General features: G+C 38.0%; 13 protein-coding genes. 7 read left to right on the plus strand and 6 right to left on the minus strand.

Annotated features, from left to right (window positions below):
• Positions 1 to 11: 11 nt before the first annotated feature.
• Together EV142_RS21745 and EV142_RS21750 are read right to left on the minus strand one after the other, a co-directional pair.
• On the minus strand, positions 12 to 3,179 hold the full coding sequence (locus EV142_RS21745) for a SusC/RagA family TonB-linked outer membrane protein (RefSeq protein ID WP_132037953.1): 3,168 nt from the start codon (positions 3,177 to 3,179) through the stop codon (positions 12 to 14).
• A gap of 311 nt (positions 3,180 to 3,490) precedes the next feature.
• Positions 3,491 to 4,369: an AraC family transcriptional regulator gene (locus EV142_RS21750; protein ID WP_089478690.1), complete on the minus strand. Its 879-nt coding sequence runs from the start codon at positions 4,367 to 4,369 to the stop codon at positions 3,491 to 3,493.
• A 302-nt stretch (positions 4,370 to 4,671) separates the two neighbouring features.
• Here EV142_RS21750 and EV142_RS21755 point away from each other — a divergent pair, with 302 nt between their 5' ends.
• The 7 genes from EV142_RS21755 to EV142_RS21785 all read left to right on the plus strand — a co-directional run bounded on the left by EV142_RS21755 (position 4,672) and on the right by EV142_RS21785 (position 14,318).
• Positions 4,672 to 5,808 (plus strand): glycoside hydrolase family 26 protein, encoded by a 1,137-nt coding sequence (locus EV142_RS21755; RefSeq protein ID WP_132037954.1) that lies wholly within the window; start codon positions 4,672 to 4,674, stop codon positions 5,806 to 5,808.
• 38 nt (positions 5,809 to 5,846) lie between these two features.
• Positions 5,847 to 7,238, plus strand: coding sequence for an MFS transporter (locus EV142_RS21760; protein WP_132037955.1), 1,392 nt, complete (start codon positions 5,847 to 5,849; stop codon positions 7,236 to 7,238).
• Between the two features lie 29 nt (positions 7,239 to 7,267).
• The gene (locus EV142_RS21765; protein WP_132037956.1) at positions 7,268 to 8,458 is read left to right on the plus strand and encodes a glycoside hydrolase family 130 protein; all 1,191 of its coding nucleotides are present in this window, start codon (positions 7,268 to 7,270) and stop codon (positions 8,456 to 8,458) included.
• A gap of 6 nt (positions 8,459 to 8,464) precedes the next feature.
• Positions 8,465 to 9,655 carry an AGE family epimerase/isomerase gene (locus EV142_RS21770; RefSeq protein WP_132037957.1) on the plus strand — a complete coding sequence of 397 codons (1,191 nt, stop codon included), beginning with the start codon at positions 8,465 to 8,467 and terminating at the stop codon, positions 9,653 to 9,655.
• 17 nt (positions 9,656 to 9,672) lie between these two features.
• Complete coding sequence (locus EV142_RS21775) at positions 9,673 to 10,905, plus strand: glycoside hydrolase family 26 protein (protein ID WP_132037958.1); 1,233 nt, start codon at positions 9,673 to 9,675, stop codon at positions 10,903 to 10,905.
• Positions 10,906 to 10,961: 56 nt separating this feature from the next.
• Positions 10,962 to 12,263 (plus strand): glycoside hydrolase 5 family protein, encoded by a 1,302-nt coding sequence (locus tag EV142_RS21780; RefSeq protein WP_132037959.1) that lies wholly within the window; start codon positions 10,962 to 10,964, stop codon positions 12,261 to 12,263.
• 66 nt (positions 12,264 to 12,329) lie between these two features.
• On the plus strand, positions 12,330 to 14,318 hold the full coding sequence (locus EV142_RS21785; protein WP_132037960.1) for a glycoside hydrolase family 97 protein: 1,989 nt from the start codon (positions 12,330 to 12,332) through the stop codon (positions 14,316 to 14,318).
• A gap of 75 nt (positions 14,319 to 14,393) precedes the next feature.
• On the opposite strand, the gene EV142_RS21790 is transcribed toward EV142_RS21785, so the two are convergent.
• From EV142_RS21790 to bglX, 4 genes are all read right to left on the minus strand, one after another.
• Entirely contained in the window at positions 14,394 to 15,362 is a 969-nt protein-coding gene (locus tag EV142_RS21790) for a quinone oxidoreductase family protein (protein WP_132037961.1), read from the minus strand.
• Between the two features lie 98 nt (positions 15,363 to 15,460).
• Positions 15,461 to 16,072: a Crp/Fnr family transcriptional regulator gene (locus tag EV142_RS21795; RefSeq protein ID WP_244606818.1), complete on the minus strand. Its 612-nt coding sequence runs from the start codon at positions 16,070 to 16,072 to the stop codon at positions 15,461 to 15,463.
• Complete coding sequence (gene mgrA / locus EV142_RS21800; protein ID WP_132037962.1) at positions 16,047 to 17,003, minus strand: L-glyceraldehyde 3-phosphate reductase; 957 nt, start codon at positions 17,001 to 17,003, stop codon at positions 16,047 to 16,049. The genes EV142_RS21795 and mgrA overlap by 26 nt, the downstream gene beginning before the upstream one ends.
• A 378-nt stretch (positions 17,004 to 17,381) precedes the next feature.
• Positions 17,382 to 19,676, minus strand: a complete 2,295-nt coding sequence (gene bglX / locus EV142_RS21805) for a beta-glucosidase BglX (RefSeq protein WP_132038124.1) — start codon at positions 19,674 to 19,676, stop codon at positions 17,382 to 17,384.
• Positions 19,677 to 19,981 lie beyond the last annotated feature (305 nt).

Raw genomic sequence — 19,981 nt, forward strand, 5'->3', positions numbered from 1 at the left:
AATAGTTTTTATTAAAATTCAACATTCATTCCAAACGTAATGGTACGATTGGTAGGATAACGCCCTGAGTCAATTCCGCTTAATAAAGCATTCTGATTATAGTCTCCAATTTCAGGATCATAACCGGTGTATTTGGTGAAAGTGTACAAATTCTGAACACTTGCATAAAATCTTAGTTTGCTTAATTTCGTTTTAGAAAGAATATCAGATGGCAGGTTATAAGCAAAAGTCAGTTGTGAAATTCTTAAAAAAGAACCATCTTCTACATAACGATCTGATATGGCAATATTAGGATGTCCGTCTCCGCCGTCAGGTCTTGGATATTTAGCATTCGGATTGTCGGGTGTCCAGAAATCAGCTGCTTCTGCCAGCTGATTTTCGTAAAGGCGTTGATTTTTTGTCGCCGCTCTTCTGGTTAAGTTCATCACTTTACCTCCCTGAGAACCCTGAAGAAAAATAGTAAGGTCCAGATTTTTATATTTGAATGTATTGTTCAGACCGTACGTAAAGTCAGGCATTGGGTTTCCGATGTAAGTCAAATCTTTTTCATCAATTAAACCATCTTTATTCTGATCTACATATTCAACATCTCCTAAAACACTTTTTGTGGCTTTGTTACCTGTAAATGGTATTGGAGCATTTGCCAGTTGTTCGTTTGTACGGATGATTCCAACAGTCTGATATCCGTAGAACTGACCTATTGGCTGACCCACTTCACTTTTGGTAACTGTTTTGGTAGTATACCCGTTCACCTGAACTTCTTTTATTAAATCAAAATTTTCAGCTAAACTTAATAGTTTGTTGTTATTTTTAGAGAAAATAGCCGTTACATCCCAGGAAAAATTAGAACTGAATTTATTAGAATATTTTAATGTAGCTTCTATACCCTGATTTCTCATACTACCTAAGTTTACCGTAGGAGCGGCTAAACCACCCTGATATTGTTCTAAACCTGTAACATAAGTTGGCAACGGCAATACAAATAAAAATCCTGAAGATTGTTTTCTGTAAACGTCTACACTGGCATTCAGTTTTGATTTAAACAAACTAAAATCAAGTCCTAAGTTGGTATCTTCTGCAGTTTGCCAGGTCAGACCCGGATTTGCAATATTACCAGCGGTAAAGAAATTACCCAAAGCCGATTTTATCGTTTGTATATTAGAAAGGTACAATCCTCCGCCAACAACCTGATTTCCTGTTTCTCCGTAACCTACTCTGAATTTAATATTGTCTATATAATCTTTTGTGCTTTCCATGAATTTCTCATTAGAAAGATTCCATGCTCCGGAGATTGCAGGAAAGTAACCCCATCTTTTATCTTTGGCAAAATTAGAACTGCCATCAGCTCTTATCGTACCCTGAATACTATATCTGTTATCAAAACTATAATTAAAAGTCCCGAAAAAAGAATACAGCGCATTACTTCCTTTATATTCGCTTGCTACTAATGTATCCGGATCTCCCAGATTGATCGAATGAACGTCATTACTCAATAATCCGCCTACAGACTGGCTATTTCCAAACCAGGTTGCATCTGTAGCTTCCTGAGCACCAATGAAATTAAAACTGTGTTTCCCTAAAGAAAATCGGTACGTCAGCATATTTTTCATATTCAACTGATACCAGGTATTTGCTCTTTCCTGAAGCTGATTTACTTTATTTACAGCAGCTCCCCAAACGTAAGTGGGCTGAAATGCTTCAAAATTCTGAATAGAAGTATTGGCTCCCACTTCGAAACGATATTCTAATCCTTTAGCCAATTTAAAAGTGGAATAAAAATTCCCCTGAAAATTCTTTTGAACTAAATAATTGGTATTCATCAAAGTACTTGCAACCGGATTAATCCACGCACCCTGTGAACCATCCTGAGGAGGTCCGGCATAACTGCCATCTAAATTTCTCACGGCAACATCCGGAGTCGATAATATGGTTGTACCTATAATACCATCACTATACCCCTCAATGGTAATGTTCTGATTCGTGATCCCCGCTGTTAAATTAACTCCCATTGTTAACCAGTCTTTTACTTTTGACTCAAAATTGGTTTTGAAAGTATATCTTTTAAAATCAGATCCGATAACCACACCATCCTGATTCAGATAGGATCCGGAAACATAATAATTTGTATTATCGTTAGCTCCTGAAAAAGATAACTGATGGCTTGTCATTAAGGCTGTTCTGTATATTTCATCCTGCCAATTAGTTCCCTTACCCAAAACAGAAGGCACAGCAAATTCGTCTCTTGGTGCCACTCCATAATATTCTGCTAATGCATTTTGCTGAGTAGCGTACTGACTTAAATTCATTGTTTTAAGCAATCTGGTCACATCCTGTACCGAAAATGCAGTATCATATGTTATTCTTCCTGCACCTTTTTTACCTCTTTTAGTCGTAATAATAACCACTCCATTAGAAGCTCTTGAACCATAAATAGCAGTAGAAGCAGCATCTTTTAAGATATCCATCGTTTCAATATCATTCGGATTCAAAAATGCGAGGGGGCTATTGGTCACACTCCCTGTATTTGTTCCGATATAACCACTCACGATCGTTCCTCCGGTGGCCTGACTGGTAGCATCACCCGATATCGGAATACCATCGATTATATATAAAGGTTCGTTACTGCCTCCTAAAGAAGCATTTCCACGAATTTTTACCGAAACACTTCCTCCGGGTTTCCCTGAATTATTGGTCACGACAACCCCCGCAGCTCTACCTTGCAGCATTTGCTCTACAGTAACTTGTTGGGAATCCTTAAAATCTTTTGATGACACAGAAGAAACTGCACCTGTAATATCTTTTCTCTTCTGACTTCTATATCCAACATTTACAAGTACTTCACGTAAATCTTCAGCGTTAAGTCTCAGCACAACATTAATCGGCCCACCGTTTTTTACATTGATGGTTTGAGTAATGTATCCAATAAATGAAACTGAAATGCTCGAATTAGCAGGAGCATCAATTACGTACTTCCCGTCAAAATCTGTTGAAGTCGTTTTTTTAGTACTAACTACTGTAATGTTTGCCCCGGGTATAGAAAGTCCCTTATCATCGGCAACCACTCCTGTTACTTTTACCTGGGCTGTAATTATATTACTCGTCAGTAACAAAAATAAAATCAAAGGAACCGCTATGTGGTTAGCATTCCAATGAATGAAATTAGTCATTAGTTTTTTCATAATAATGTTTGGTTAGTTTAAATTAGTATTGTTATAAGTAAGCAATAAGAGTAGGTTATTGTATTCTTAAATTATTTAACAAATCTATAACAGAAGGAAACATTAAATCGATAGTATTATATCATTTGATGATAATATTTTTACTACATCGGTTTAAAAAAACACATATAAAAATAAATGTCATTAAAAATTGCATTATTCGCAATCACCATTAGGTATTTGATTACAAATTATAAATTAAAATTAATGAATCGCTTAAAATGCAAACGATTTCGTTAAAAATAATATTTGTTTGTGCAAAAAAAGTATCACTATAAAATACGCTTCAATCCAGAAAAATCTTCCCTATACTGACTTGGCGTACAATTTTTAGTAGCTTTAAAACTACGATTGAAGTTCGCAATATTATTAAAGCCCGATTTAAAAGCTACTTCAGAAACGCTCATATCCTTTTCTACCAGCCAACGGGCCGCATATCCGATACGGATATCATTTATATAATTGACAAAAGTTTTACCTGTGCGTTTTTTTATAAACCGATTAAATGAAATTATAGACATACTGGCAACATTAGCTACATCTTCCAGTGTAATCTTTTCTGCAAAATGTTTCTGCACATATTCATAAACCAGCTTCATTTTATCATAGTCATCAAACGTATCATAATCTACGGTATAGGTAGAAAGCAAACGCTGATTTCTGGAGTTCGCCAGATCATACAATAAAGAGGTGATTTCCAAAAAATAATCCATACCGTCTAATTTAGAGAGCCTTACCAATCTTGGTGTCAATTCTTCGGCCACTTTTTTAGAAAACAAAATACCATGAATAGAACGATTAAACATATCACGAATCGGATTCATAATACGTCTTGAAAGAAAAGATTCATGAAAAAGATCATTATGAAACTGAATTGTAATTTCATGAATTTTTTTACTTGTACATTTATTCAACTCCCAACCGTGATATAAATTAGGACCAATTAAAACTAATTCGACATTGTCAATTTCTTCTATGTTATCTCCTACAACACGCTTTACTCCTTTTCCGTTTAAGATAAAATTAATCTCAAATTCCGGATGATAATGCACCGGAAAATCAAAACTATCTTTTACTCTGTCGAAAACTAAAAAACTGTCTCCGGCCGAAAGCGGCGCAATTTCTCTGTAAAAATTCTTAGAACTACTCATCTTAAATCGGTTTTTAGAAGTGATATTTAATTTTTCTATTTGCAATAATATGATATATAATTGATAAAATAATATTAATTATGCGATAAACATCCGTTTATCTTTGAAAAATAGAATTATCAATTTTATAAAAAGAACATTGATAATAAACATTAATCATTTTTAATATAATATCTTTTTAAAGTTTTAATAATTTTAAACGACAAACGATACTGAATTATCGATTGAAAAAACAAACAGTTCAGGACTGGGTATTAATTTAATGATTGGTACGTATTACACTGAAAACAAACTTATTCGTAATGAAAAAAAATATTTTAATCTTTATAACCTCAGTATTCATGGGGACTTCTTGTTCTTCACAGCCTATTAGCAGTAATACTAATTTGTCACTTTCAGATAAAAAAGCAACACCTGAGACTGTTTCACTATATAAAAAACTGAATCAGTTAACGCAAAAAGGCTTTCTGTTTGGACATCAGGATGATCTGGCATACGGTGTGAATTGGAAATATGAAGACGGACGAAGCGATGTAAAAGAGGTTACGGGGGATTATCCTGCGGTATACGGATGGGACATTGCCGGTTTAGAAAAAGACGATACCAATAATATAGACGGAGTTCCTTTTGCCAAAATGAAACAATACATTCAGGAAGCCAATCAAAGAGGCGGAATCTCGACCATAAGCTGGCATTTTGACAATCCTGCCACGGGAAAAAATGCCTGGGACAACACTCCAAATTCATTAAAGACCGTTTTACCCGGCGCAGAAAATCATCAAAAATTTACTTCATGGCTGGATAAAGCGGCCACTTTTTTCTTGTCTTTAAAAGATAAAAATGGGAAAGCCATTCCGATTCTTTTCAGACCGTATCATGAACTTACCGGCGGATGGTTTTGGTGGGGAAAAGGCAATTGCACTCCCGAAGAATTTAAAGCTGCCTGGAAATTTACTTTCGAATACCTGCAAAAAAAAGGCGTTCATAATTTAATTTACAGCTACAATACCGGCAGTTTTGGTTCTAAAGAAGACTTTTTAATGAATTATCCGGGCGATAATTATGTCGATCTGCTGAGTTTTGATGCCTACCAGAACAATGATGACAAAGAGGGCAAAAAATTTATAGAAGGAGTTCAGGCACAATTTAAAATCTTAAATGAAATCGGCTTAGAGAAACACAAACCTATTGCGCTGGCAGAGGCCGGATATGAAGCCGTTCCCGATGCCAACTGGTGGACAGGAACTTTATTAAAAGCCATTGGAGATTATAAAATTTCTTATGTTTTATTATGGAGAAACCATGGCTGGCAGGAAAAAGAACAAAAAATGCATTATTATGTTCCTTATTCCGGGCAGCTAAGTGAAAAAGATTTTGTCAATTTTTACAAGCTGGACAAAACTTTATTCGAAAAAGATCTTCCGAAAAAATTAAAATAATTCCTCCAAATTAAATCACAACCTTTAAAAAAAACCTAATGCACGACAAAATTAGTTTAAAAGAAAAAGTAGGTTACGGTCTTGGAGATGCTGCATCTTCCATGTTCTGGAAAATTTTCAGCATGTACCTTTTATTTTTCTACACCGATGTTTTCGGATTGGCACCGGCTGTGGTCGGAACCATGTTTCTGATTACCCGCATCTGGGATTCCTGTTTCGATCCGATTGTTGGAATCATCGCCGACCGTACCAAAAGCAAATGGGGAAAATTCAGACCTTATTTATTATGGGTCGCTGTGCCTTTTGCCATCATCGGAGTACTGACTTTTTACACCCCTGATTTTGACGAAAAAGGAAAAATCATCTATGCCTATGTAACCTACTCGGCAATGATGATGATTTATTCTTTAATCAATGTTCCGTATGCATCCCTTTTGGGTGTCATGTCGTCCGACCGAAAAGAAAGAACAACACTTTCCTCTTACCGAATGGTTTTTGCCTTTGGCGGGAGTCTTTTGGCGCTTTGGCTAATTGAACCTTTGGTAAATTACTTCGGTGGAAGCCTGAACTCTAAATCGGGATGGCTGGCTACAATTTCGATATTTGGTGTGATCACAACAGCTTTCTTCTGGGGTTGCTTTTTCTTCACAAAAGAAAGGGTAAAACCAATTACCGACGAAAAAAACGATTTAAAAGAAGACTTAAGAGATTTACTTAAAAATAAGCCCTGGTGGATTTTATTGGGAGCCGGAATTGGTGCCTTGGTATTCAATTCAATCCGTGACGGAGCCGCAGTCTATTACTTTAAATATTATGTAAGCGGCAGTGTAAACTTTGACTTTTCATTGTTTGGAACTGATTTTCACATGACGCCAACCTCCATTTATTTAGTGCTGGGGCAGGCTGCCAATATCATCGGAGTAATCATTGCAACTCCTATTGCCAACAAAATAGGCAAAAAGAAAACTTTTTTTGGCGCCATGGCTTTAGCAGCACTTCTGAGTTTAATTTTCTATTTCTTCGGAAAAGAAGATGTACTCCTGATTATGAGTTTTCAGGTTCTGATCAGTATTTGTGCAGGCTGTATTTTCCCGCTAATCTGGTCTATGTACGCTGACAGTGCCGATTATTCGGAATGGAAACAAGGACGCAGGGCAACCGGATTGGTATTCTCCGCTTCCTCGATGTCACAAAAATTCGGCTGGACCATTGGCGGTGCGGGAACCGGATGGCTTTTGGGCTATTATGGCTTTCAGGCTAATGTAGAGCAAACCGCCGTTACCCAAAACGGAATACAATTAATGTTAAGCATACTCCCTGCAATCGCAGCCATTATATCAGTAGCTTTTATTTTGTTTTATCCTTTATCGGAAGAAAAATTACAAACGATAGAACAGGATTTAAACGAAAAAAGAGACCAGACCCATTAAAACCAATACAGATACAGAAATTGATTATTATGACAGCAATAGCCACTTCAACTACATTTCAGGATAGAAAAGTAGCATTAGAAAAAGAACATACAACACTGATTGAGCAAAAAAATGCTCCTCAGGACATTATCGGAAACGGTATATACCAACGCTACAAAAATCCTGTGGTTACAGCAGCCCACGTCCCTTTAAACTGGCGTTTTGACCTTAACGAAGAAACCAATCCTTTCTTGCAGGAAAGAATCGGAATTAACGCCGCCTTTAATGCAGGTGCCCTAAAATGGAATGGAAAATACCTGCTTGCCGTTCGTGTAGAAGGAATTGACAGAAAATCATTCTTCGCAATAGCGGAAAGCCCAAATGGAGTGGATCATTTTAAGTTTTGGGAAAAACCATGTGTGATTCCACAAACCGAAGAACCGGACACCAACGTTTACGATATGCGTTTGATTCACCATGAAGACGGTTGGGTCTACGGCATTTTTTGTACCGAAAGAAAAGATCCGAAAGCACCAAAAGGGGATACCAGTTCGGCTATAGCCAATGCAGGAATCGTTCGTTCCAAAGATTTAGTGAATTGGGAAAGATTACCGGATTTAATTTCAAATACAGGCCAGCAGCGCAATGTCGTTTTACATCCTGAATTTGTAAACGGAAAATATGCCTTGTACACCCGTCCGCAAGATGGTTTTATTGATGTTGGAAATGGCGGCGGAATTGGTTTAGGTTATATCGAAGATATGACCAATCCGGTTGTAAAAGACGAGAAAATCATCTTCGGAAAAAAATACCATACGATCTATGAATTAAAAAACGGGGCCGGCCCTGCTCCCATCAAAACAGAAAAAGGATGGCTGCATTTAGCACACGGCGTTCGAAATACCGCCGCAGGCTTACGCTACACCTTATATATGTTCATGACAGATTTGCATGACATTACCAAAGTCACCCACGTTCCTGCCGGACATTTTATGGGCCCGGAAGGAATTGAAAGAGTCGGCGATGTATCCAATGTCTTATTTACAAATGGCTGGATTGAAGACACTGACGGAACGGTATTTATCTATTACGCTTCATCAGACACGAGAATGCATGTGGCCGTTTCATCTGTAGAAAAATTAATTGATTATGTAATGAATACGCCTGAAGATACCTTTATTTCTGCAGGTTCTGTAAGCACAATCATTAGTCAAATTGATAAAAATAACGCAATATAATTGATAGTGTCAGTACAACTAAAGCAACTCAAAACCGAATTATCAGCAGAGCTTGAAAACATTTTAGACTATTGGTCCAAAAACTCGATTGACATCCAAGATGATGGATTCGTCGGACAAATCGACCATAACGAAAACGTAATTGGAAATGCTGAAAAAGGTGCTGTATTGAATGCCAGAATCCTCTGGTCGTTTTCTTCAGGCTATCAGGTTACTAAAAAGGAAGAACATAAAAAAATAGCACAAAGGGCTTTTGAATACTTGTCGAATCATTTTTACGATACCGAATTTGGTGGTCTATTCTGGAGTATCAATGCTGATAAAACGCCAAAGGATACTAAAAACCAAATTTATGCTTTAGCTTTTGCTATTTACGGATTATCAGAATATTATGTTATTTCTAAAGAAGAAAAAGCGTTAGAAATAGCCATCAATTTATATTTAGAAATTCAGAAGCACAGTTACGATCCGGAAAAAAAAGGATATTTTGAGGCTTTTACAAGAGATTGGCAGCCCATAGAAGATTTGCGTCTGAGCGACAAAGATGCCAACGAAAAGAAAACGATGAACACGCATTTACACATTGTAGAAGCCTATGCCAATTTGTTCAAAGTATGGAAAGACAAAACGCTTCAAAACGATATTATTGAACTTTTACAAACCATAGAAAAACATTTCATCAATACCGAAACCGGGCATTTACGTTTGTTTTTTGATGAAAACTGGATCGAAAAACCAGACGTTATCTCCTACGGTCACGATATCGAAGCAGCCTGGCTTTTATTGCAGTGTGCAGAGATTTCAGAAGATCAGTCGTTGATTGCCGCTTATAAAAAACATGCCGTTCAGATGGCAGAAGTGACCAAAGAAGGGCTGGATTCCGATGGCGGTTTATGGTACGAATTTGATGCTGAAAAGAACCAATTAGTTGCCGAAAAACACTGGTGGGTTCAGGCCGAAGCCTTAATTGGATTTTATAACGCGTATCATCTTACCGGTGATGAAAATTATGCAGACATTGTTTTCAAAAACTGGGATTTTATTAAAAACCACATTCTGGATGCTAAAAACGGAGAATGGTTTTGGGGCATTTACCGGGATTATTCTTTAATAGAAAAGGATAAGGCTGGTTTCTGGAAATGTCCCTATCACAATAGCCGAGCCTGTTTAGAACTTATTCACAGAATAAAAACCTAACCTAACCAAACTAAACCATGAAAACCACTTTTCTTAAAACCGCATTTATAAGTTTATCGATGCTGACAGTCATAAGCTGCTCTTCTGACAACGAAAACACCGGCGACGAAGTCATCATAGATCCGCCAACGCAAAGCGATCCCTTAACGACCACAAACGTCAGCACTTATATGGTGGATGCAACTGCTACCAAAGAAACTGTGGCTTTATTTTATAATTTAAAAAAACTCGCAAAAACGAAAACAGCTATTGGTCAGCAAGATGCCTTTAACAGTTTTTACGGAGATGCAGGCGGGGATTCTGATATTAAAAAAAATACCGGTTTTGATCCTGCCGTTTTAGGTTCCGATTTTATGTTTATTACGGACAAAAACAACAACAATCAGCCGGATAACTGGTTTTTCCAACAGGAACAAAAAATCGTAAATGATACAAAAGCGGCTTATGCAAAAGGCATGATCAATACTTTTTGCTGGCACCTGAGAGAACCTAACAAAGAAGATTCTTTTTATGTTTCCGACATGACAACGGAACAAAAAACGACCGCCTTCAAAAGCATTTTGCCCGGCGGAGCAAATCACGAATGGTACAAGAAAAAACTCGATAAAATAGCCAGCGTGGTTTCAAACCTGAAAGCGGCGAACGGCGAATTAATCCCGATAATCTTCAGGCCTTTTCATGAATTTGACGGAAGCTGGTTCTGGTGGGGGGCGAACTTCTGCACTCCGGAAGAATACAAAACTGCCTATAAGTTTACGGTGGATTATTTAAAAAACACAAAAGGGGTTCACAATATTCTCTACGCTTTTTCTCCGGACAACTCCTATACCACTGAAAGCAATTATCTAAGCCGCTATCCGGGCGATAAATATGTAGATATTTTAGGAATGGATAATTATGGCGACTTCGACAATAAAGGACAAAGCGGAGCGAACACAGCCAATTCTAAACTAAAAATGATATCTGATTTAGCTAAAAATAAAGTCAAAATTGCTGCTTTGACCGAGACCGGTTATCGCGTTACGGAATCAATTGTTCCGGTTAAAGATTGGTTTTCTACTTACTTGTACAGCGCACTGACATCCAATAGTGTTGAAGTGAGTTATGTGCTTTTTTGGAATAACAACAAAGACGGCTATTACGTTCCGAATGGTTCCGTTTCGAATGCGGGTGATTTCAATACTTTCACCAAAAAAACAAGAGCTGCATTGGTCAATTCTTTGCCTAAAATGTACGAGTTACCGAAATAAATAACTTTTACAGAAATGACAAAAACGAGTAGAAAAGCTCCTTAAAAAAATAAATTATGAAAAATAATTTCCTCAAAATACTGAGTTTCGTTTTAATTCTTTCGACACTAGCCTGCCAGGCGCAGGAAAGAATTACCTTTAAAGGAACTCAATTTTACATAGGCAATAAACCCTATTCCTACATTGGAACCAATTATTGGTACGGCAGTCTTTTGGCTTCTAAAAAAAACGGAGACCGAAAAAGACTGTTACGTGAACTTGATTTACTGAAGAAAGAAGGGATTGACAATCTGCGAATTTTAGTGGGTGCAGACGGCGGAAAATACGATTTCACCGTTCGTCCCGCTTTACAATACGAGCAGGGAAAGTATGATGAAGATCTGCTTGATGGTCTGGATTTTCTGATTCATGAAATGAGCAAACGCAAGATGTATGCGGTTTTGTATTTGACTAATAACTGGGAATGGTCGGGCGGAATGTCGCAGTATTTAGAATGGAATGGAAAAGGCCCGATTCCCGTTCCCAATATCGCTCCGAATACATGGCCACAATTTATGTCGTACACGGAACAATTTCACAGTTGTGCGCCTTGCATGGAAAGCCTGAACAATCATGTAAAGTTTATCATTGGAAGAACAAATACATATTCTAAAAAGAAATATACCGAAGACAGCACGATTATGGCGTGGCAGGTTGGAAACGAACCGCGTACTTTTACACCCGAAAACGAAGCCAAATTTACAGTCTGGCTCAATAATATTGTTGATTTAATTGATAGTTTAGATCAAAACCATTTGATTTCTACCGGTTCTGAGGGCTTAAACAGTTCGAATGACAGTATGGAAACTTTTGAAAGAACCCATCAAAATCCGCATATTGACTATCTGACCATGCACATCTGGCCAAAGAACTGGGGCTGGTTTAAAGCGGATAATGCCGAAAAAACGTTGCCAACAACGCTTGAAAATGCCGGAATTTATATCGATAAACATGTAAAAGTGGCCAACGACCTGAAACGTCCCATTATTATTGAGGAATTTGGCCTGCCGAGGGAAAACGAAAATCTGTTAAGCAGTTCTTCTGTTGCCAACAGAGATGTTTTTTACAATTATATCTTTAGCCGTGTGGCCGAAAGTGTGGCAAATAACGGTCCGTTGCAGGCAGCCAACTTCTGGGGATTCGGCGGCGAAGGAAAAGCCGTTACCGCAGATGGAAAATGGAATCCCGGAAATCCTCTGACTACAGATCCTCCACAGGAACCACAAGGACTGAATTCCGTTTTTTCGACCGATCAATCAACTTTGGAGATTGTGAAAAAATATAATTTAGATTTTAAAAAAATCAAACCCCGTAAGTAAGATAAGACATTATAGATGAAACTTTTTAAATGAACTTATAGCACTTATATGGTAAAAAAATCCAGCATGAAAAAATTATCTATTATACTTCTTGTCCTGATTGTAAATCTTTCTTTTTCACAGAAAAAGCAGGAATTTACATTGAAATCTCCCAACGGAAAAATTGAAGTCAGAATTCTGGTGAACGACAAAATTACCTGGACGATTTTACATGAAAAAGATATTATCCTGTCTCCTTCGGCAATGTCAATGACTTTGGGTGAAAATCAGGTTTTAGGAAAAGAGGCGGTAGTTTTAAATTCAAAGACAGCAACGGTTAATACTTCATTTGAATCTCAGTTTTACAAAAAGAAATCGGTAAAAAACAATTACAATCAACTGATTTTAAACTTCAAAAATGATTTCAGTATTGAATATCGCGCTTTTGATGATGGCGTTGCCTATCGTTTTAATACAAAAAAGAAAAAAGATATCACTGTAAAATCGGAAGAAGTGGTTTTGAATTTCGATCAGGATTACAATACCTTAATGCCGTATGTCCGCGATTTAAGAAACCCAAAAGATCCTTATATTTCCTCTTTTGAAGCCCATTACGAAAACAAAAAAATCAGCGGATTTGCAAAAGATACGCTGGCATTTTTACCCTTTTTAGTCGACTATAAAAATCATAAAAAAGCAGTATTTCTGGAAGCCAATCTGGAAGATTATCCAGGGTTGTTTGTAACCAATAACCCGTCGAAATCCGGCTTTGAAAGTCGTTTTTCCAACTATCCTTTACAGGAAAAAAATGGCGGATTCAACAACATTAACCGATTGATTACCGAAAGAGCCGATTATTTGGTTCAGACAAAAGGAACCCGGAATTTCCCTTGGAGAATTGTTGTGATTTCAGAAAATGACAGCGCTTTAGCCAATAATGATATGGTTCAGAAATTATCGGAACCGACCCAAATAAAAGACCTCAGCTGGATAAAACCCGGAAAAGTAGCCTGGGATTGGTGGAACGACTGGAACATTTATAATATTGATTTTAAAGCCGGAATTAATACGGAAACGTATAAATACTATATTGACTTTGCCTCCAAAAACAAAGTGGAATATGTGGTTCTGGATGAAGGCTGGAGCCTCGAAGAAAACATTATGCAACACAACCCAAATGTTGATCTGGAAGCCTTAATCGCTTACGGGAAAGAACGAAATGTGGGAATTATTTTGTGGAGTTCGTGGATGGCTTTAACCAAAAACACAGACGGAATCCTTAAGAATTATGCCGATTTAGGAATTAAAGGATTTAAGGTTGATTTCCTGGATCGTGACGATGCCAAAATGGTGCATTCTGTTTACGATATTGCTCAGAAAGCAGCCGATCATCAATTGCTTTTGGATTTTCACGGGATGTATAAACCAACCGGAATTCAGCGTACTTTTCCCAATATCCTCAATTTTGAAGGTGTGAAAGGTTTAGAAAACAACAAATGGACACCCAATGATGATGTGCCAACTTATGATTGTACGATTCCGTTTATCCGAATGATGGCCGGCCCGATGGATTATACGCCCGGTGCCATGCGAAATGCTACCAAAAGCGAATTCAAATCCAGTCATTCCAACCCAATGAGTCAGGGAACCAGATGTCATCAATTGGCGTTGTACACTATTTTTGAAGCGCCTTTGCAAATGATGGCCGATAGCCCCACGGCCTACATGAAGGAACAGGAAAGCACCAATTTCATAGCCAAAACACCCACCACTTTTGACGAAACCGCAGCTTTAGACGGAGAAGTTGGAAAGTTTGTAGCCATAACGAGAAGAAAAAATACAACCTGGTATTTAGGTGCCATTACCAACTGGGATTCCAGAGACATTACCATTGACTTTTCTTTCCTTGAAAAAGGCAAAAAATTCGAAGCTGAAATTTTCTCCGATGGCTTAAATGCTGATAAAGCAGCAACAGATTACAAAAGAGAAATCATAACGGTAGATGCTGACACAAAACTAAAATTTCATTTAGCAAACGGTGGCGGACTGGCTGCTGTTATTCAGTTAAAAAATTAAAAAACAAACGTACCGCGCAGAAATACATTGTTCTAGGCGGTACATTTGTACCTATTTACATTAAAAACTACACTTTTAAATTGTAATTACCAGTCTTTTCCCGTCAGGAACAGTCATATCCCAGGCTTTTTCTATGTCTTCTATGGCAATAGAAACCGTTTCAATAACTAACTTTTCAGATAGTACTAATTCGAACATTTCAGGTAAGATCTCTGTTATTAACTGCATCATTTCCTTTTTTGTCCAGCTTCCAAAACCCGAACCCGACAATTGAAGATCGACACTTCTTAAAATTTCCGACGATAACTGAATTGTATCTCCGGACAGAGAACCGACTGAAACAAATCTGGTTTTAGGAGTAAATGAACCATCCCCTTTTAAAGATTTCAGAATCAATTCCGCTGAAGGTCCCCATAAATAATCGATTATGATATCGATTGGTGTATTACTGTGAATCTTTTTTATCTGCGCGATAAATTCTTCTTCCGGCTGCGTCAGTACAACATATTCATCTGCACCTAAATTTAACAATGTTTTTAATGTTTCTTCCTTTCTTCCGGTTACAATTATTTTTTCTGCACCGTAATGTCTGGCCAGCTGAATGGCTATTTTTCCTGTCACTCCTGTGGCTCCGTTGATTAAAACCGTTTCTCCTTTTTGAATATCTGCTCTGAATCGCAACGCCATGGCAGAACCTGCAACTGCATTCGGTAATGCCGCTGCTGTGCAATCGTCAAGACCTTCCGGAACTTTTACCATTTTATTTTTATCTATAATGGCTTTTTCAGCAATCATTCCGGTCACACCTAAGGCATAAACTCTGGTCCCGTCTTCAAGCAGACCGACACCATCTCCTCCTGCCACTTTTGCTGTCTCTTTTTCGTCTGCTGAGTAATGTTTCCCGCTTGCTATATTTTTGTCTAAATTTTTAACTGCGGCGGCTTTAACAGCGATTAAAACCTGGTTTTCATTTTCGACAATTGGATCCGGAAAATCAGTGTATTGTGGCAATTCTCCTTTTTTATAAACTACTGCTGCTTTCATGTTTTTAAACTTTTAAGTGTTATTTAAATTTTATGAAGCAAAATTAGCCCGCAGTAAAAGGTTCGACGATAACATTTGTTATCAAATGCAGATTGGGGTTATTTCAGCATTTTATTTTTTATCCTGCTTAGATGAACGGAAGTTATTCCGAGATAAGAAGCGATATAATGCTGGGGAATACGTTGAATTAGCTGTGGCTTTTCTTTTAAAATATTTTGGTAGCGCTGTTCCGGCGAATCCTTTATAAAAGAAACGAAGTGTTTCATATAATCGAAGGTACGCTCAAAAAGAATGTCTATAAATTTCTCTCGTATTTCCGGAATCTCAATTAATTCGGTAAGAATGCTGTCCATATCTTTTTTATCCACATACCATAAAACACTGGGTTCGATAGTTTCGATGGTCACAGGACTTGGGATTTTCTTTCTAAAACTTTCAATGGAAGCCACCATTCCGCCTTCTAAAAAAAATTGCAGGGTGAGGTCTTTTCCGTCTCTGTTAAACCAACATCTCACACAGCCTTTTTCAATAAAAAATATTCGTTCTGAAATTTCGCCTTCGTTTAAAAGAACGGTTTTGGAAGGAACCTCCAATTTGTTGAAACAATTGATGTAACGCTCCCATTTCTGGTCTTCTATCGGAAACTTATTTTTAAGATGTTCAAACATGGGAGCGTTGGTAAAATTATTGCAGAATGCTTTCGATTGCATTTATTTCGTCTGCAGAAAAGTCAGGATTTTGCAGGCAATCAATATTATTATTCAATTGTCGAACAGAGCTCGCACCAATCAAAACAGAAGTAATTCGCTTGTCTTTCTGCAACCAGGCCAGCGCCATTTGGGCCAATGACTGATTTCTGTTCTGCGCAATTTCATTTAACTGCACTAATTTCTGAATGCGTTCGGGTGTAACCTCATCTTCTTTTAAATGTCCGTTTGGATTATGCGCTCTGGAATTTTCCGGAATTCCGTTTAAATATTTATCCGTTAAAAGACCCTGTGCCAAAGGGGAAAACGCGATACAGCCTACTCCTTTTTCTTCTAAAACATCCAGCAGACCATTTTCTACCCAACGCTCTAACATTGAATATTTGGCCTGGTGAATCAAACAAGGCGTTCCCAGTTGTTTTAAAACATCAACGGCAACTCTGGTTTCTTCTGCTGAATAATTACTGATTCCAACATACAATGCTTTTCCGGATCTTACAGTGTGATCCAAAGCCATCATTGTTTCTTCAATTGGCGTTTCGGGATCAGGACGATGTGAATAAAAAATATCTACATAGTCCACATTCATGCGTTTTAAACTCTGGTCTAAGCTTGACAATAAATATTTGCGGGAACCCCAGTCTCCATAAGGTCCGTCCCACATGGTGTAGCCGGCTTTAGTTGAAATTACGATTTCATCGCGCAGGTTTCCCTGAAAATTATGCCATAAAATTTTACCGAAATTCTCCTCGGCAGAACCCGGAACCGGTCCGTAATTATTCGCTAAATCAAAATGCGTTATTCCCTTATCAAAGGCTTCTTTAGCGATACTTTCAGCATTTTCGAAATTATCTACTGATCCGAAGTTATGCCATAATCCTAAAGAAATTTCAGGTAATAATAACCCGCTTTTTCCACATCTGTTGTATTTCATTTTTTTGGTTTAATGGTTTGAAATTTTTAGGTTTTAAAAATACAAAAAACTCTCGCAGATTTTACAGATCATGGAGATCAAAAAAAATCTGCCGAATCTGCAAAATCTGCGAGAAGAATATTTTCTTCTTTTAAAAAAACAAACCAGACAGGTTTTTAAAACCTGTAGGGTTTACGTTCTCGGTTCAATCAGATATTTTTTTTCATTATTGTAAAAAACGAGCTTCAAAACTCTCGCAGATTTTGCAGATCACGGAGATCAAAAAAAATCTGCCGAATCTGCAAAATCTGCGAGAAGAATATTTTCTTCTTTAACGTAAAATAATAAACCCTACAGGTTTTAAAAACCTGTAGGGTTTAAATATCGCAAAATTGTTTTTTACTTCAACTCAAAACCACTTTCCAAACCTTTGTCGGAACATCCTCCCACCATGATTTTAAAAGTTCCCGGTTCAACCAGGTAGTTTCCTTCATTATCATAAAAACCAAGTGTTGCATCGGTTAACGTAAATGATACTTTTTTTGTTTCTCCTTTTTTCAAGTCCACTAATTCAAAACCTTTTAGTTCTTTTACTGGTCGGATGATACTGGCAAATTCATCGTGAATATACAATTGCACCACTTCTTTTCCGTCATAATTTCCGGAGTTCGTAAGTTCAACCGAAACCTCAACGGTTTCTCCTTTTGCAAAAGATGCTTTGTTTACTTTCAGGTTTTTATAATCGAATTTTGTATAACTCAAACCGAAACCGAACGGAAACTGAGGTGTTTTTTCTACATCTGAATAATGTGACCAAAATACATTTTTATCGCTGTCTGTTGGTCTTCCGGTGCTGTATTTATTGTAGTAGATCGGTACCTGCCCTACATTTCTCGGGAAAGACATTGGCAATTTTCCACTTGGATTGTAATCCCCGTATAAAACCTGCGCTACGGCATTTCCGGTTTGAGTTCCTAAATGCCAGGCTTCTACAATTGTCGGAATATGTTCAGCTGCCCACGGAATGGTCAACGGACGCCCGTTATTTAAAACCAAAACAATATTCGGATTCACTTTGTAAATTTCCTCCAGTAATTCCTGTTGCAGACCCGGCAGATCAAGATTGGTTCTGCTGCGCCCTTCCCCACTCTGAAAACCGTGTTCTCCTAAAACCATTACGACAACATCTGCTTCTTTTGCGGCTTTTTTAGCGGCTTCAAAACCGCTTCTGTCAGTTGTATTAAAAACCACTTCATTTAAGAAAGACGTTTTTCCAACCACCAGATCAGTTCCTTTTTCAAAAGTCAGCTTATTGTCTTTATATTGCTGCATTCCTTCCAAAACCGAAACGGCCGTATTGTCCTCAGAAGCAATTCTCCAGCTTCCCAATGGACTGTTTTTATCATTTGCCAGTGCTCCGATTAAGGCAATTTTTTGTCCGGATTTCTTTAGCGGAAGCAGGTTTTTATCATTTTTTAAAAGTACAATCGACTTTTTCGCCATATCCAGAACGCCTTCAGTATTGGCTTTATTTCCGACGACTGCTTTTTCTCGTTTTTCATCACAATATCGATACGGATCATCAAAAAGACCCAATTCAAATTTCACACGCAATATTCTGCGAACGGCATCATCCAGCAAAGATTCTTTTACTTTTCCCTCTTTTACTAAATCAGCCAATTTTGTCACATACAAATACGATTCCATGTCCATATCTGATCCCGCCACAACTGCTTTCAAAGTAGCGTCGGCTTCGTCTTTGGCATAACCGTGTGCGATCATTTCACGGATAGAAGCATAATCCGAAATCACAAAACCGTCAAACTTCCATTTTCCTTTCAGGATATCCCTTTGCAAAAATACATTTCCTGTTGCCGGAACTCCGTTTAAGGTATTGAATGAATTCATAAACGTTCGGACTCCCGCGTCTACAGTTGCTTTAAACGGAGGCAAAACCGAATTGTACAATTTAGAATTGCTGATGTCCACGATATTATATTCTAATCCCGCTTCAACATAACCGTATGCTGCGAAGTGTTTCGCACAGGCCGCAATGGTATTCACTTTAGCTAAATCGGCAATTGTTTCTCCCTGAAAACCTTTTACTCTTGCATAGCCAATTTTACTGCCCAAATACGGATCTTCCCCTGCTCCTTCCATCACACGTCCCCAGCGCGCATCGTTCGAAACATCTACGTTGGGGCCAAAAGTCCAGTTAATTCCGGACGCCGAAGCTTCGTCTGCTGCAATCGCTGCCGATTTCTTAATCGCTTCCAGATCCCAGCTTGCAGCTTCTGCCAGTGGAATCGGGCTTAGCGTTTTATATCCGTGAATGACATCAAAGCCAATAATCAGCGGAATTCCTAAACGGGTTTCTTCCACAGCAATTTTCTGTACGGCACGAACTTCTTTTACACCACGAACGGTAAGCATCGAACCGACCAGTCCTTTTCGTAAATGTTCATATTTCAACTCAGCCGTTCCGCCTTTTGGAGCCGGTCCCGTAACATCCCAAAAACCATTATACTGATTCATTTGTCCCACTTTCTCCTCCAGCGTCATCAAGGGCAGAAGCAAATCAATACGTTGTTCAATTGTTTTGTTTTTATCGAGATAGGCTTTTTTCTGTGCATTCATATTTCCAACGGTAAGCAGGGTAAAGACCCCGATTGTTATTATTTTTTTATTATTCATGATCGTATAATGGTCAAATAGTTTCATAATTTGGGCGTGTCCCTCCGGGTCGGGCTATCCGCTGCAAGTCCTCGCACTGCCTTCGTCAGGCTGTGGGCTTTCCACTGCTATCCCTCACGCAAATGGGTAATGAGATAATTTTGTTTTTTTAAAGAGCTATCCCAATTTCCTCAATCTTGTCATCCTGAGAAACGAAGGATCACACTAGAAACTCCTCACAAATAATCGTCAATCCTTGTCGAATTATGACTGTGATTTCTCCTCCGTCGAAATGACAAAAAATGCGATAAAACAACAAAAAAACC

This window comes from Flavobacterium circumlabens, assembly GCF_004345565.1.
GTDB classification, from domain to species: Bacteria; Bacteroidota; Bacteroidia; order Flavobacteriales; family Flavobacteriaceae; genus Flavobacterium; species Flavobacterium circumlabens.

Excerpts from the sequence above, each read along its gene's own strand:
- EV142_RS21750 (WP_089478690.1), bottom strand. The coding sequence starts at position 4,369 with ATGAGTAGTTCTAAGAATTTTTACAGAGAAATTGCGCCGCTTTCGGCC.
- EV142_RS21780 (WP_132037959.1), top strand. The coding sequence starts at position 10,962 with ATGAAAAATAATTTCCTCAAAATACTGAGTTTCGTTTTAATTCTTTCG.
- EV142_RS21755 (WP_132037954.1), top strand. The coding sequence starts at position 4,672 with ATGAAAAAAAATATTTTAATCTTTATAACCTCAGTATTCATGGGGACT.
- EV142_RS21790 (WP_132037961.1), bottom strand. The coding sequence starts at position 15,362 with ATGAAAGCAGCAGTAGTTTATAAAAAAGGAGAATTGCCACAATACACT.
- EV142_RS21760 (WP_132037955.1), top strand. The coding sequence starts at position 5,847 with ATGCACGACAAAATTAGTTTAAAAGAAAAAGTAGGTTACGGTCTTGGA.
- EV142_RS21765 (WP_132037956.1), top strand. The coding sequence starts at position 7,268 with ATGACAGCAATAGCCACTTCAACTACATTTCAGGATAGAAAAGTAGCA.
- EV142_RS21775 (WP_132037958.1), top strand. The coding sequence starts at position 9,673 with ATGAAAACCACTTTTCTTAAAACCGCATTTATAAGTTTATCGATGCTG.
- EV142_RS21745 (WP_132037953.1), bottom strand. The coding sequence starts at position 3,179 with ATGAAAAAACTAATGACTAATTTCATTCATTGGAATGCTAACCACATA.
- EV142_RS21795 (WP_244606818.1), bottom strand. The coding sequence starts at position 16,072 with ATGCAATCGAAAGCATTCTGCAATAATTTTACCAACGCTCCCATGTTT.
- mgrA (WP_132037962.1), bottom strand. The coding sequence starts at position 17,003 with ATGAAATACAACAGATGTGGAAAAAGCGGGTTATTATTACCTGAAATT.
- EV142_RS21785 (WP_132037960.1), top strand. The coding sequence starts at position 12,330 with ATGAAAAAATTATCTATTATACTTCTTGTCCTGATTGTAAATCTTTCT.
- bglX (WP_132038124.1), bottom strand. The coding sequence starts at position 19,676 with ATGAATAATAAAAAAATAATAACAATCGGGGTCTTTACCCTGCTTACC.